Origin of the sequence: Paraburkholderia sp. GAS32, assembly GCF_050434225.1 — a bacterium.
GTDB lineage: Bacteria > Pseudomonadota > Gammaproteobacteria > Burkholderiales > Burkholderiaceae > Paraburkholderia > Paraburkholderia madseniana.
Map to the genome: position 1 here is coordinate 126,044 of NZ_JBNPVS010000006.1, position 14,489 is coordinate 140,532.

The following is a 14,489-nucleotide window of genomic DNA, read 5'->3' on the forward strand; positions in this document are numbered from 1 at the left end:
GAGCGCCAACGCACGCTGCAGCTAACCCCTCTCACAAGCTTCAGAAAAGGATCGAAAGCCACGCGTTCGATCCTTTTTTACATCGCTATTGATCGATCGCGAGCCACACTGCCTTGGGCTCGGTGAAGTTTTCAATCGCCACGTCGCCGTGCTCGCGGCCAAAGCCCGAATCGCCGGAGCCGCCCCAAGGCAAGCGCACATCGGTATAGCCGTAGGTGTTGATCCACACGGTGCCCGCCTTCAGGTCACGCGCGACCCGATGCACGCGACCGATATCCGCGCTCCATACGCCGGCCGCGAGGCTATACAACGTGCCGTTGGCGATACGAATCGCATCGGCTTCGTCATTGAAGCGAATCACGCTGGCCACCGGGCCGAAGATCTCCTCCTGCGAAATGCGCATTTCATGCTCGACGTTGGCGAACACCGTCGGCTCGACGAAGAAGCCGCGCTCGCCCACGCGCACGCCGCCGGTCACGAGCGATGCCCCCTCGGAGCGCCCTGTCTCGACATAGCCGAGCACGGTTTTCATCTGCGCCGCGGAGATAAGCGGCCCCATCGACGTTTCACGCGCCGCCGGATCGCCGACCTTGATCGCCTTCGCACGTGCGGCGAGACGCTCGACCACTTCGTCGTAGACGTCACGGTGAGCCAGAATGCGCGAGCCTGCCGAACATACCTGGCCGGTGTTGAAGAAAATCCCCGACGCCGCGGCTCGCACCGCATTGTCGAGATTCGCATCCGGGAAGATCAGGTTCGCCGACTTGCCGCCGAGCTCGAGCGTGACGCGCTTGAAGTTGCCGGCCGCGCCCTGCAGAATGCCGCGCCCCACGGAAGGCGAGCCCGTGAAGGTCACCTTGTCGATGCCGGGATGCGCCACCAGCGCATCGCCGACCACCCGCCCCTTGCCGGTGACGATGTTCAGTACTCCCGGCGGCACACCCGCCTCGAGCGCGAGTTCGCCGAGGCGCAACGCGGTCAGCGGCGTAATCTCCGCAGGCTTGACGATCAGCGTGCAACCGCATGCCAGCGCGGGCGCGATTTTCCACATGCCGATCATCAGCGGGAAATTCCACGGCACGATCGCGGCGACCACGCCGACCGGCTCGCGCAGCGTGTACGTCAAGGCATCGGGACGTACCGGCACCACCTGCCCATTGATCTTGTCGCACCAGCCTGCGTAGTATTCGAGCGTATCGATCGCCGCAGGAATATCCTGGCGCATCACCGCCGAGATGGGTTTGCCGGCGTCGAGGCTTTCGAGCGCCGCGAGTTCATCCAGATTCGCGCGCATCAGGCCGGCGAGACGCATCAGAATACGACCCCGTTCAGCTGCCCGTATCGCGTTCCACACTTTCAACGCGGCGCGCGCCGCGTGCACCGCGGTATCGACATCGGCTGCACTGCCTTGTGCAACCAGCGCAATCGGCTCTTCGGTCGCCGGGTTGATGTCGATGGAATATTCGCCGGTGCCAGGCGGCAAACGCTTGCCGTCGATCAGCAAATCATGGCGCCTGAGGTCGATTTCGGTTTCCATCATGAAGCTCCTTGCTTGGGATGTTGCGTGGGCTGACCGGCAGCGGATCGGCCGGCGCCGCGCCAGAGGCAGGCGAAGCCACACCGGCGAGCGCGGCAAACTGCGCCCAGGCCGCTGCGGCGTTGGGTCTGAGGGAGCGATTGCGGCGATGCACGAGCAGCGTCGTCAGATTTATCTCGGGAACCAGCGGCCTGCTCACCAGTGACGCGCCGGGCGCGGGCCAATGTCCATCGACGGGTAAAACGCCGACGCCAAGGCCCAATTCGACCATGCGCGACACTGCCGCAACATGGCCGAGTTCCTGCACGGGCCGTCGCTTCAGGCCGTGCGAATTGAAGGCAAGATCGAGCGCGGCGCGCACACCCGCGTCGGCATTCAACGTGACGAGCGCCCACTCGTGTAATGCATGCCATGCGACGCTGGCTTGCCGCGCGAGCGGATGCGCGGATGGCATCACCACATGCAGCGGCGTCGTGAACACCACTTGCGCGTGCAACTGATCGCCGGCCAGGGGTTCCGCCACGGAGACCACGCCGAAGTCCACCTCCCCCTGCTCGACGCTCGCGAGCACGCTGCTTTGCGATTGATCCTTGACGGACACGTTCAGCTCGGGAAACGCTGACGCGCAACGCGCCAGCCCCTGCGCCACCCAACTCGACGACAACACGGGATTGCTCGCCAGCACGACCACGCCAGTGTGTCCGTCGTAAGCGGCACGCTCCTCGCGCAGCGTCAATTCGATTTCGTCGAGCAGGCGGCCGATTCTGCGCTCGAGACTCGCGCCCGCATGAGTCAGTTCTACCTGCCGCGTGGTGCGGTCGAACAGCTTCAATTCAACGGCGTCTTCAAGTTCGCGCACGCAACGGCTCACCGCCGACTGCGTCAGATCGAACTCGCGCGCCGCGCGCGTAAAGCTCCGTTCCCGCGCGACGGCGACAAACACCTTGAGTTGCTGCAGCGAAACATTCATAACGTTACTGCCGGGTGTGGATGGGTCACCCTATTCCCCCGATTGCTCAGGCCAGTGGCTAAGCCGCGAGGCCTTGCTGCCGGCGACGGCCAGCACACCCTGGGGCTCGTTGTGCGCCTCGATCCAGCGCGAACGCATTGGCGCAAGAATGAACTTCGCCGAGATGCCCGCGACAATCGTGACGACGGCGGAAACGATAAACACGAGACTCCAGCCGCCTGTGGCCGACAGTACCGAAGCAATCGGCACGAGCAGCGAGGCCGTGCCCTTCGCGGTGTACAACGTGCCCGCATTGGCCGCCGCATACTTGCTGCCGAAGGTATCGGCGCAAATCGCCGGGAAGATCGAGAAAATTTCGCCCCAGAACAGGAAGATCAACGCGGCGAACGTCATGAACGCATACGGGTTGGTGCCGTACTGCATGAGGCCGAGCAATGCGAGGCCCTCGCCGATGAAGATCACGAACATCGTGTTCTCACGGCCGAGTTTGTCGGAGATGAAACCGCACAGCGGACGGGTGAAGCCGTTGCAGATATTGTCGATGGAAAGCGTGGCCGTGAGCAGTGGCAGGGTCATGCCGAAGATCGTCATAGGAATGCGTGCGAGCCCCCAGTCTTTGGCGATCGGACCGATTTGCGCGGTCGCCATCAGGCCGCCCGCCGCCACCGCGACAAACGACACGTAGATCACCCAGAACACCGGCGTCTTGATCATCTGCCCCGGCGTGTAATCGACCTTGGTGACCGCGAACTTCTTCTTCGGTGCGGCTTGCTGGCGCAAGTTTGGCTTCTTCAACAGCAGCGCGAGCAAAAGTATGCTGACGCCCTGCAGAATGCCGAAGAAAAAGAAGGTGTGCTCGTAGCCCGAGCGCGTGATCATGTTGGCGATCGGAATGACCGTGACGGCCGCGCCCGCGCCAAAACCTGCAGCAGTCAAACCGGCCGCAAGACCCCGGCGATCCGGAAACCACTTCAACGCGTTGCCGACACAGGTACCGTACACGCCGCCTGCGCCGATCCCGGCAATGACCGCCGACACATACAGCATCGGCAAGGTCGTCGCATACGAATTGATGACCCACGCGAGGCCGGCGCATACCGCACCGCCGGCAACCACGGGGCGCGGTCCGAACTTGTCGACCAGCCAGCCCTCCACCGGCACGAGCCACGTTTCTGTGAGGATGAAAATAGCGAACGCGAGCTGAATGGAAGCTTCACCCCAGTGATGCCGCGAATTCATCGGCGTGACGAACAACGTCCATGCGTATTGCAGATTGGCCACCAATGCCATGCACATCATGCCGATGACGAGCTGCCACCAGCGGTTCGCCCAGAATGCGCGAGTCGTGGTCTGTCGAGTGATATCGTCCATGAGCCTTGTCTCCGCTATTTATTGAGTGCGGCCGGCCGTCACGCCGCACTGTATGCGTCTCACCTTATGCTTATGACCCGAACAGCCTTGCCATTCGGGAATATTTAATATTTGCGTCTTTAATTCGAATTCTTTAAGGCCTGTTCCTGCCTGAATCATCGTTTTTCAGACGATTTCTTTATTCCGATCAATTAAGTATCGGCACTGCATCGACGTTGCGCCGCTTCCCCTGCCACGCCTCGAATCCAAGCGTTAACCCGAGTACTGTGCCGAGTGCCGCACCGTCAATTCCGCTCCTTATGCAGCCCCATGCTAGGGTCATTGCTGAATAACTAATAATTAAAGTTTGTTATTATGTCGATTCATATTTGCTTATACATCGGCCATGACGATGCGCAATGCGACTCTGCGGCAATTGAAGGTCTTTGAAACGGTAGCGCGCCACCTCAGCTTCTCGCGAGCCGCGGAAGAATTGCATCTGACGCAGCCCGCCGTCTCCACTCAGGTGCGGCAACTCGAGGAACACGCGGGGCTGCCGCTGTTCGAGCAGCTCGGCAAAAAAATCTATCTGACGCCGGCCGGCACCGAGATGCTTCACTACAGCCGCGCGATCATTCAGCAGTTCCACGAAGTCGACGAGGCGATGAGTCAGCTCAAGGGCGTCTCCGGCGGCAAGCTGAACGTCGCGGTGATCAGCGCCGGCGACTACTTTTTCCCGCGCCTGCTGGCCGAATTCACGCAGCGTTACGCGGGGGTCGTGCTCAATCTCGCCGTGCACAATCGCGCAGAACTGTTGCATCAACTCGCGACCAACCAGACCGATCTCGCGGTGATGGTGCGGCCGCCGCACGAAACCGACGCGACCAACGAACCGTTCGCGCCGCACCCTTATGTGATCGTGGCGGCGCCCACGCATCCGCTCGCGCACAAACGCAACATCAAGATGAGTCAGTTGGCGAGCGAGGCCTTCATCGTGCGCGAACGCGGCTCGGACACCTGGAATTCGATGGAAGAAGGCTTCGCCGGCCGTCTCTCCAATCTCAAGATCGCGATGGAGATCAAGAGCACCGAGACGATCAAACAGGCCGTGATCGCCGGCATGGGCATCGCGTTCCTGTCCGCGCATACGATCAGTCTCGAGTTGCAGCTCGGCCATCTGGTCGTGCTCGACGTCGAGAGCTTTCCTGTCATGCTCAACTGGTACGTCGTACATCGGAAGAACAAGCGCCTGCCACCGGTTGCAGTCGCCTTCAAACGCTTCCTGATGGAGGAAGGCGCGGGTCTCATCGAGAAGATCACGCGCGTGAAGGAATTGAGCGTCTATAAACAGTAGGCTATGGAAAGCCAATGAAACTTTAACTATTGCGGATTGATCAGTATTCCTATGCTGCAAGTGAGTTTCCTTACTTGTCAGCCCTGGAGGCCGATCATGAACCACGCTGCGGTTGAGTCTCACGCCAGCACACGTACTACACGCGCCACCGCGAACAATCCGGACGACGCCCATCTGAGCGCGTTCAACGCGGCCTTCAGCGACCTTGGCCTGCGGTTCCGCTGGGACCAGGCCACACTCGATGTGCTGAAGGAATTCAACAGCGAAGCGGCGCGCATCACCGCCTACATCGAGCGATTTCACGCGCATCTTCACAGCGCGTACGACGCCGAGTTTCTTGCCCAGATGATCCTGAGCAAGAAAGCCAGGTACTACAGCGAATTCGCGGCGACCGGCGAATAAGGGCTTCGGCAGGACGATTCCGCCGTTCGCTCTGCTCGCCGCCCGACGCGTCGGTGTATTCATCTTTGACGGCACATCGCGCGGTGGGTGGCGCGTTGGCGGACAGACCCGCGTTTTTGTACGCTCACCGTCCCAGTGTCATGCCAGCCGCGACGGTGCCGGTATGCTGCCGCGCGCACCATGCCGGGCGTTATCTCGCGCAGCGCCCACGCCTGCTCTTCGCCGCCATGCCATTCGATGCGCGCCAGCAACCCGCGCCGCTCCAGCGCAAATCCATCGCAACGTCCGGCAAACGCATGGCAGTGTGAATCGCGATCGTTCGTCGAGTACTCGCGGCTTGTCATCAGATGCGTACCGAGCGCAACGGCCAGCACACTCATCGCAAGCAGTGCAGCGAGCCCGAACGGCTGCGCCTGCTCCGTGACGAAGCCGTAGCCGAGCCAACCACACAGTAGAAGCGCCGAGACGTTGACGATGCCATGCCCCGGACGCGCGACTTTACTCAGGTCCAGCACGCCACGCAGTTTGCAGAATGCGATGGCGGAGGTGGCGAAGACCAGCGCACCGATGAAGACCGCGGCGCAGAGCTCGATACGCTCGACATTCGCCTGAGCCGCTGCCGACAGGTAGCACGCAAACCCGCCCACCATGACGGCGAGCCCCATGCCACTGCCAAGCAACGCAACGAGCCGCGGCCGTCGCGTCATAGCGCTATCTCACACACAGCGGTCAAGGTATTGCTCAATGTGCCGATCCCTTCGATTGAGACCGTCACGGTCGCGCCGTCCTTGATCGAGCCAACGCCGACCGACGTGCCGCACGCAATCACATCACCCGGTTCGAGCGTCAAGTCCTGTGAAATCAGACTCACCTGCTCGGCAGGCGAAAATACCATATCCGCAAGCGGATAGTTCTGCCGCTCCACTCCGTCGAGCATCGTGACGAGACGTGCCGCATGCCAGTCGAAACCGGAGACGATCGAGGGTCCGATACAGCAGAACGTATCGAAGCCCTTCGCGCGGCACCATTGCGGGAAGTGCGGGCTCTCATTCAGCAGATCGGCGGCGGTCACGTCGTTGACCAGCGTGTAGCCGAAGATCGATTCCGCAGCCTCTTCGATACTCGCGTCGCGGCAGCGCCGGCCAATCACGATGCCGAGTTCGCCTTCGTAGACGATCTTGCCCGCGTAACTGAGCGGCCGACGGATCGGTTCACCCGAACCGATCACCGACCCCGCCGGCTTCAACAGAAATAGCGGATGCACCGGCACAGGCTTGTCGAGCTTCGCCGCAAGCGCGTGAAAGTTATTCCACAACGCGACGATCTTGCCGGGCGCACAAGGCGCGAGCGGCGTGAGCGCACGTGTCGACAACACTGCGCCGGTCGGCACCGGTTGATCGAGACTTTCGTACTCATGCAGATAACCGCCTTCCACCCTGCCGAACACGACACCACCGTCGCTCGACATGAAACGCATCCACGTATCCATACATCGCTCCTTGAGTTCTCAAATCGCGCCGGCGGTCCGCAATGCGCTGATCTGTTCGGGCGAGTAGCCGAGTTCGGTCATCACCTCGTCGGTATGCTCGCCCAGCAGCGGCGAGCGCTTGACTTCGGTCGGGCTGTCCGACAGTTTGATAGGATTGCCAACCGTCAGATACTTGCCGCGGGTTGGATGATCCACTTCGACAATCGTGCCGGTCTTGCGCAGCGACGGCTCTTCGGCGATTTCCTTCATCGAGAGAATCGGCCCGCAGGGAATGTCGTATTTGTTGAGGATCTGCATGGCCTCGAACTTGGTCTTGGTCATGGTCCACCGCTCGATCTCGGCAAAGATATCCTTCAGATGCGGCAAGCGCGCGGCAGGCGTCGCGTAGTTCGGATCGGTGGCCCACTCTTCCTTGCCGATCACGTTGCAGATCTTCGCCCACACCGGCGCCTGCGTGATGAAGTAGATATACGCATTCGGATCCGTCTCCCAGCCCTTGCACTTCAGGATCCAGCCCGGTTGACCGCCGCCCGAAGCATTCCCCGCGCGCGGCACCGCTTCACCGAACGTTCCGTTCGGATATTGCGGATACTCCTTCATCGTGCCGGTGCGTTCGAGCCGCTGCTGGTCGCGCAGCTTCACGCGGCACAGATTGAGCACGCCGTCCTGCATCGCGGCGAGCACCTTCTGACCGCGCCCGGTTAGCGTACGCTGATACAGCGCCGTGACAATGCCGAGCGCCAGATGCAAACCCGTGCCGCTGTCGCCGATCTGCGCGCCGCTCACCACCGGCGGACCATCGTCGAAACCGGTGGTCGAGGCCGCGCCGCCCGCGCATTGCGCAACGTTCTCGTAGACCTTGCAGTCCTCGTAAGGACCCGGGCCGAAACCCTTCACCGAAGCCACGATCATGCGCGGGTTCAACTCCTGAATCCGCTCCCACGTGAAGCCCATCCGGTCCAGTGCGCCCGGTGCGAAATTTTCCACCAGCACGTCGCACTTCTGGATCAGCGCCTCGAGCACCAGCTTGCCTTCCGGGTTCTTGGTATCGATCGTGACCGAGCGCTTGTTGTGATTGAGCATCGTGAAGTACAAGCTGTCCACGTCGGGAATGTCCCGTAGTTGCTCGCGCGTGATGTCGCCGGCGCCGGCCCGCTCCACCTTGATCACGTCCGCGCCGAACCACGCGAGCAACTGCGTGCAGGTCGGGCCCGATTGCACATGTGTGAAATCGAGAATGCGCACGCCGTCGAGTGCTTTGCTCATGTCAAGTCTCCTGTCCTGATCAGTCAGTTGTGTGCAACGGTTATCGACCGACGCGCCCGCTTCGATAACGTCCGCTCGCGCGGATGTCTGGTTAGACTCGGTACATACGGTATGTGATATATCATATTCAATCAAGCGCGATCTCAAAATGCGACTGCTTCGGGATTTCTGCCCTGAACGCCTGCCTGGCTTGCGTTGCAGCGAGATAACGCCGCTCCGGCCCGCTCGATTCGAGGGAAAACACCGAGGTGTGCTGCTTGTCTCGATCGCCTTTGATATATCACATACCATATTTCAGAGACCGTCAAGCCGGGCTTAACCCCACTGCAAGGCGGTGACCAGGAAGGAAAGAAATGGAGCGGAAAAGCAAAAGGCCCGCTGTGACGTGATCACTGCGGGCCTTTTGCCATTCGTTGCGCCAATCAGGCGCCTAAGCCGCCATCAATCCAGAAAATCGCAATTCGCTTCGACGAACGTCGCCAGATCGAGCGAATGCTGGCGTGTAAGACGCTCGGCCAGTTCGGTATCGCGCTGCTCCAATGCCTCAATAATGCGCAGGTGGTCAACGATCGAACGCGACGCGCGGTCGCTTTGCGAAATGGTCATGCGGCGAATCGCCCGCACGTGGATGAAGATGTTCTTGATCGTGTCGAGAATGATCTGCGACTTCGACAGCTCGACGATCGCCTGATGGAACGCGATGTTGGCGTCGGAATACTCGGCGATGTGCTCGGCCGGCGTGGCGTCGCGGAAATTGTCGAACATGTGGCGCAGGCGGGCGATTTCCTCGTCTGTGGCGTGCAGCGTGGCAAGACGCGCCGCCATGCTTTCGAGCGCGGCCCACATCTGGATCATTTCGACGATCTCACGCTTGCTCTTGCGCACGATGTAGATGCCGCGCCGCGGCACCATGCGCAGAAAACCTTCCTGTTCGAGCAGCGTCATCGCCTCGCGCACCGGCGTGCGGCTCACGCCCAGCGATTCGCTCAACACGCGCTCGTCGAGGCGGATTTCTTCGTGAGTCCGGTAGATATCCGCGTCGGCAATGGCCTGGCGCAGCATGGCATACGCCTGATCGCGCAAGCTCACGCTCGCGCCGATCGGCTGCAACGACAACGTCAGGGGTGGGGCCACTGCTTCAGTTTGAAGTTCTGACGACATTCATCGCCTCTTGTTGAACATGCGCACGATACGGCACCACTGCGGGCGCCACTGCGGCCATTCTGCCATCCTGCTCGCCCAGGCCGACGAACCGGCCATGTTGCGCTGCAAGTTGCGCAACCGGCTGCGGGATCCAGCGGGTCAGCAGAACGGTGGCGGCAGAGCCCAAACCTACAAAACCAACGGCGAGCAGCGAGAGAGGAACGAATTCCATTTGTAACTCCGAATGATTGAGTGAATAGATGACTCAATCATATGCTGCAGCGCCGCAAAAATCAATATTCCGTATGTAGTATATCAGTGACTGTTGTTTTTAGGATTGCATGCTCAAGGTAGCACGGGCAACCCGCCGGCGGTTCCTCTGCTTGTCCAAACACACGAAGCTCGGTGTAAACGCGCAAAACGCGCGCTATGCGCGCAGTCGCGTTCGATGATCGCGCAATTTCACCCGAATGCGGATTGTGGGAACTCCTTCGCATCATTAACCTTCGGGGAATCCTGTGATGGGCCGCAGCGTCCCTGCCCTGCATCTGCCGCGCGCTTCCAGACAGCACCCGAGAATTCGAAGGAGACACCCTCATATGAGTACCACTATCCCGCGAGCGCCGAAAACGGCCATCACCGACAACCGCGTGGCGCGCAGCCAGGCACGTAAAGCGGCGCTCGGCAGCTTTGTCGGCGCCGTAGTCGACTGGTACGACTTTCTGCTGTATGGCATCGTCGCCGCGCTCGTTTTCAACGCCGAGTTCTTCCCCAAGGTCAGCCCGGCGATGGGCACGCTCGCCGCATTCGCGACCTTCGGCGTCGGCTTTCTGTTCCGGCCGCTCGGCGGTTTCGTGTTCGGCCACTACGGCGACCGGCTTGGACGCAAGCGCATGCTGGTCCTCACGGTGATGATGATGGGCCTCTCCACCGCGGCAATCGGTCTGCTGCCGGCTTTCTCCAGCATCGGCTGGTGGGCGCCGGTGCTGCTCGTCACGTTGCGCGCGATCCAGGGCTTCGCGGTCGGCGGCGAATGGGGCGGCGCCGCCTTGATGGCGGTCGAAAGCGCGCCGGAGAAGAAGAAGGCGTTCTACAGCAGCGGCGTGCAGGTCGGCTATGGCGTGGGTCTGGTGCTCTCGACCGGATTGGTCGCGATCATCAGCCGCTCGATGGACAACGCGTCGTTCCTGAGCTGGGGCTGGCGCCTGCCTTTCCTGTTCAGTGTGGTGCTGGTGCTGATCGCGCTGTGGATCCGCTCGAGCATGGAAGAATCGAAGGAGTTCGTCGAGAAGGTCGGCGAGCACGGTGAACGCAGCGTGCGGCTGCCGATCGTCGAGGCATTGTTGAAGCACCCCAAGGCTTTCCTGCTGATCATCGCGCTGCGCCTTGCCGAGTTGTTCACGATGTATATCGTGACCGCCTTCGCACTGAACTACTCGACGGCGAATCTGCATATGCCGCGCGCGTTCTTCCTCTCGATCGGTTTGCTGGTCGGCGCGGTGAGCTGCGTGACGATTCCGTGCTTCGCGTGGCTTGCGGACCGTTTCGGCCGCCGGCGCGTGTATATCATCGGCGCGCTGATCGGCATGTTCAGCGCGGTGCCGTTCTTCCTCGCGCTCGAAGCCCGCTCGACGGTGTGGATCGTGATCTTTGCGGTCATGCTCGCCAACGTCGCCCACGACATGGTCGTGAGCGTGCAGCAGCCGATGTTCACCGAACTGTTCGGCACCGAGTACCGCTATAGCGGCGCGGGCGTCGGTTATCAGGTGGCGAGCGTGGTCGGCGGCGGCTTCACGCCGTTTATCGCAGTGGCGCTGGTCAGCTTTGCCGGCGGCTCCTGGCATCCGGTGGCGGCGTATCTGGCGATCGGCTGTCTGATCTCGGTACTGGTGGCGGCGAAGATGCAGACGGGGCGCACGGTCGCCTGATTCCTGCCGATAAGGATTGCGACGGGCCGGCGTGGCGAAAGTGCCGCGGCCGGCCCGTTGGTTTTTGAATGAATGCTGGATTTCTCGCGGGTGGTGGAACCTCACCCGCTTCACGCCCCCTCGCTCACCTCCCCCAGCACTCCGCTTTTTGCCGATTCCACAGGCTGATTACCCTGCGTTCGGTAGTCCGTTCCTCGCGTTCGTGCCGCATTGCCGCATTTCTGAAAATTACGGTCTTATTTCATCAGGCTAATGCATTATGCATTTACATCTCATATTGCAAACGCCAGATTCGCGCCCTATCGTTCGACGGAACACTTTTTGTCTGAATTTGGCGACCGTCATATGAAATGAAAATACATATATCAAGGCCACATGAATCTGCAATTTTTACGCCGCGCCGCTAAAGCATTGCGCATTAAACGCCGATAACAAAGCATTCGTCACACCGGAGACCGACCATGAGCAGTATCACTGAGCCGAGCGGGAATTCAGGCTCTGCCCCATTCTTTTCCAAACAGGCCACCATCGCGAAGCCGGGGTTTTCGCGCTGGATGGTTCCGCCCGCAGCGCTCGCCGTTCACCTTTGTATCGGTCAGGCGTACGCCTTCTCCGTGTTCAACGGCCCGCTGACCAAAGTCATCGGCATTACGCAATCCGCCGCTGACGACTGGTCGCTGACCTCGCTCGGCTGGATCTTTTCGCTCGCGATCGTGTTCCTGGGTTTGTCGGCGGCATTTGCCGGCAAGTGGCTCGAACATGTCGGCCCGCGCCGCACGATGTTTACCGCCGCGTGCTGCTTCGGCGGCGGTTTCCTCGTCTCCGCGCTTGGCGTGCATCTGCACCAGATCGCACTGCTCTATCTCGGCTACGGCGTGATCGGCGGGATCGGACTCGGGCTCGGATATGTGTCGCCGGTGTCGACGTTGATCCGCTGGTTCCCGGACCGTCGCGGCATGGCGACCGGCATGGCGATCATGGGCTTCGGCGGCGGCGCGATGATTGCCGCGCCGTTGTCGGTAGCATTGATGAACCATTTCCGCAGCGCGACCAGCATCGGTGTGGCCGAGACCTTCGTCGTGCTCGGCATTGCGTACTTCATCTCGATGTCGATCGGCGCACTCGCGATTCGCGTGCCGCCGGCGGACTGGAAGCCGGCCGGCTGGACGCCGCCCGCGACCAGCCAGAAGAAGATGATTTCGCGTAACCACGTGCACATCGATCAGGCGTTGAAGACGCCGCAGTTCTATCTGATCTGGCTGGTGCTGTTCCTGAACGTGACGGCCGGCATCGGCATTCTCGGCCAGGCGTCGGTGATGATTCAGGAGAGCTTCAAGGACACCGTGACGGCCGCTGCGGCGGCTGGTTTCGTCGGTCTGCTCTCGCTGTTCAACATGGGCGGCCGTTTCGTGTGGGCCTCGGCTTCGGACTGGATCGGCCGCAAGAACACCTACTTCATCTTCTTTGCGCTCGGCGCCGTGCTGTACTACCTCGTGCCCGGCTTCGCGGCTTCCGGCCAGATCGCCCTGTTCGTGCTCGCGTACTGCGTGATCCTGTCGATGTACGGCGGCGGCTTCGCCACGGTGCCCGCGTATCTCGCGGACATGTTCGGCACGGCGTTCGTCGGTGGCATTCACGGCCGTCTGCTGACTGCCTGGGCCGCGGCGGGTGTCGCCGGTCCGGTGCTGGTGAATTACATCCGTGCCTATCAAGTGGCGCACGGCGTGGCCAAGGCGGATGCCTACACAATGACGATCCACATCATGGTTGTGCTGCTGGTGATCGGTTTCGTCTGCAACCTGCTGGTCAAGCGTGTCGACGACAAGCATCACATGACTGACGCACAACTCGCCAAAGGCGCCTAAGGAGACTCGCATGTCGACCGTTCAAGCCGTTCATCCGACCAACAAGGTCAAGCTCGCCGTCTTCTGGCTGTATGTGACACTGCCGCTGGCATGGGGCGTGTTCAATACGCTCTCGCAAGCGATGAAGCTGTTCAAGTAAGTGTTGAACGGCACCCCGCACGATGCAATGTGCGAGGTGCCAGCAAAGCTTTTCGACGCGCGCGCAAGTTGCGCGCGTTCTCCTACCCTCCGCCTCCGGCTACTGCGGGTACCCCGCACCGCCGCCGCTTCAGATCTTCTCGAACAGCACGTCTTGCGCACCTTCCCACAACACCTTGGTGCCGAGTTCGCGCAGCTTTTCCTTGCCTTCGACGATGGTCAGGAAGTGATTGCCCGCGAGCTGACCCAGCTTGCTTGCGAAGCAGCACGAGCCATACGCAAGAATGATCTCCGTTTCGCTGTAGCCGCCCGGATAGAACAGGATGTCGCCCACCGACGGATGGCTTGTGTGATTTTCGAAGCCGACTGCCACGCCGTCGTTTTCGAGCTTGAAGTCGCCGAGCGGCACCCAGCAGCCCTCGCCGCTCCAGCGCACGTGAATGATCTTCTGACGGTACGGCAGAAGCTTCAGAAAGGCGGCCACCGTTTGCGGCGCGTCGGGATGCGTTTCGGCGGTAAAGACATGGCCGCAGGAGGTGATTCGGAGTCGGGTCATCGCTAGATATCCGGTGTGAAGGGTTGAGTGGAGAGGTCGGTCAGACGCCGGCTCGGGCCAAGCCGTCGGCACAACATTCTGTCGGCCGGTGCAAGGCTTCGACAGATACAGTTGCCGTACAACTGGTCAGGCCAGTTAGTCCGGTGGCAGCGACGGCCACACATCGCGCAGGCTGCCGCGCGCTCATTGCGCCCCACCGTCGGCGACCACAAACCAGCAGGCACAATGGTTGCACGCGGTTCTTTCCTTCACCGCGCATGGAACCCGACGGCTTCGAAATTGGCCGGAACAGCACCGAGGTGCATCCATGCCAGGTCCATCCTCAATCGCGCCACGAAACTTCGTAGTTTGCAAGCCGCGCAATGCGCAGCAAACTGCGAAAAGTGCGTGATTGCCGTTTTCGGCGCTTCATCAAACCTTGCCCTCGACAACCCACCGCGACCGGCCTCGATACACGGTGCCACGCGGCGACTAGGCGTTCCCGCGCTACA

The 14,489-nt window shown here is 61.2% G+C and carries 14 protein-coding genes; 5 read left to right on the forward strand and 9 right to left on the reverse strand.

Going from position 1 to position 14,489, the window contains the following annotated elements; translation table 11 throughout:
- Positions 1-85: 85 nt before the first annotated feature.
- The 3 genes from P3T25_RS09745 to oxlT are packed head-to-tail and all read right to left on the reverse strand — an operon-like array spanning position 86 to position 3,878.
- Entirely contained in the window at positions 86-1,537 is a 1,452-nt protein-coding gene (locus tag P3T25_RS09745) for an aldehyde dehydrogenase family protein (RefSeq protein WP_429358047.1), read from the reverse strand.
- On the reverse strand, positions 1,506-2,507 hold the full coding sequence (locus tag P3T25_RS09750) for a LysR family transcriptional regulator (protein ID WP_429358002.1): 1,002 nt from the start codon (positions 2,505-2,507) through the stop codon (positions 1,506-1,508). The genes P3T25_RS09745 and P3T25_RS09750 overlap by 32 nt, the downstream gene beginning before the upstream one ends.
- Positions 2,508-2,537: 30 nt before the next feature.
- A complete protein-coding gene (oxlT, locus tag P3T25_RS09755) occupies positions 2,538-3,878 on the reverse strand; it encodes an oxalate/formate MFS antiporter (RefSeq protein WP_408516391.1) in 1,341 nt (446 codons plus the stop codon).
- Between the two features lie 385 nt (positions 3,879-4,263).
- Between oxlT and P3T25_RS09760 the strand changes: the two genes are divergently transcribed.
- A complete protein-coding gene (locus P3T25_RS09760) occupies positions 4,264-5,211 on the forward strand; it encodes a LysR family transcriptional regulator (RefSeq protein ID WP_154563573.1) in 948 nt (315 codons plus the stop codon).
- 96 nt (positions 5,212-5,307) lie between these two features.
- Positions 5,308-5,613, forward strand: a complete 306-nt coding sequence (locus P3T25_RS09765) for a hypothetical protein (protein WP_429358003.1) — start codon at positions 5,308-5,310, stop codon at positions 5,611-5,613.
- Positions 5,614-5,672: 59 nt separating this feature from the next.
- Here P3T25_RS09765 and P3T25_RS09770 read toward each other — a convergent pair whose 3' ends face one another.
- The 5 genes from P3T25_RS09770 to P3T25_RS09790 all read right to left on the reverse strand — a co-directional run bounded on the left by P3T25_RS09770 (position 5,673) and on the right by P3T25_RS09790 (position 9,743).
- On the reverse strand, positions 5,673-6,320 hold the full coding sequence (locus tag P3T25_RS09770) for an NAD(P)(+) transhydrogenase (Re/Si-specific) subunit beta (protein WP_429358004.1): 648 nt from the start codon (positions 6,318-6,320) through the stop codon (positions 5,673-5,675).
- Positions 6,317-7,102, reverse strand: a complete 786-nt coding sequence (locus tag P3T25_RS09775) for a fumarylacetoacetate hydrolase family protein (protein WP_429358005.1) — start codon at positions 7,100-7,102, stop codon at positions 6,317-6,319. Before P3T25_RS09775 ends, P3T25_RS09770 begins: the two co-directional genes overlap by 4 nt.
- Positions 7,103-7,120: 18 nt before the next feature.
- Positions 7,121-8,368: a formyl-CoA transferase gene (frc, locus tag P3T25_RS09780; RefSeq protein ID WP_154563565.1), complete on the reverse strand. Its 1,248-nt coding sequence runs from the start codon at positions 8,366-8,368 to the stop codon at positions 7,121-7,123.
- A gap of 441 nt (positions 8,369-8,809) precedes the next feature.
- Positions 8,810-9,529 carry a GntR family transcriptional regulator gene (locus P3T25_RS09785; RefSeq protein WP_154563562.1) on the reverse strand — a complete coding sequence of 240 codons (720 nt, stop codon included), beginning with the start codon at positions 9,527-9,529 and terminating at the stop codon, positions 8,810-8,812.
- Positions 9,507-9,743 carry a hypothetical protein gene (locus P3T25_RS09790; protein ID WP_154563560.1) on the reverse strand — a complete coding sequence of 79 codons (237 nt, stop codon included), beginning with the start codon at positions 9,741-9,743 and terminating at the stop codon, positions 9,507-9,509. The genes P3T25_RS09785 and P3T25_RS09790 overlap by 23 nt, the downstream gene beginning before the upstream one ends.
- A gap of 367 nt (positions 9,744-10,110) precedes the next feature.
- Here P3T25_RS09790 and shiA point away from each other — a divergent pair, with 367 nt between their 5' ends.
- From shiA to P3T25_RS09805, 3 genes are all read left to right on the forward strand, one after another.
- Positions 10,111-11,439: a shikimate transporter gene (gene shiA, locus P3T25_RS09795; protein WP_429358006.1), complete on the forward strand. Its 1,329-nt coding sequence runs from the start codon at positions 10,111-10,113 to the stop codon at positions 11,437-11,439.
- A gap of 461 nt (positions 11,440-11,900) precedes the next feature.
- Entirely contained in the window at positions 11,901-13,304 is a 1,404-nt protein-coding gene (locus P3T25_RS09800) for an L-lactate MFS transporter (protein ID WP_429358007.1), read from the forward strand.
- 10 nt (positions 13,305-13,314) lie between these two features.
- The gene (locus P3T25_RS09805; protein WP_093633004.1) at positions 13,315-13,443 is read left to right on the forward strand and encodes an MFS transporter small subunit; all 129 of its coding nucleotides are present in this window, start codon (positions 13,315-13,317) and stop codon (positions 13,441-13,443) included.
- Between the two features lie 129 nt (positions 13,444-13,572).
- Here P3T25_RS09805 and P3T25_RS09810 read toward each other — a convergent pair whose 3' ends face one another.
- Positions 13,573-13,998: a DUF3830 family protein gene (locus tag P3T25_RS09810; RefSeq protein ID WP_154563554.1), complete on the reverse strand. Its 426-nt coding sequence runs from the start codon at positions 13,996-13,998 to the stop codon at positions 13,573-13,575.
- Positions 13,999-14,489: the final 491 nt, after the last annotated feature.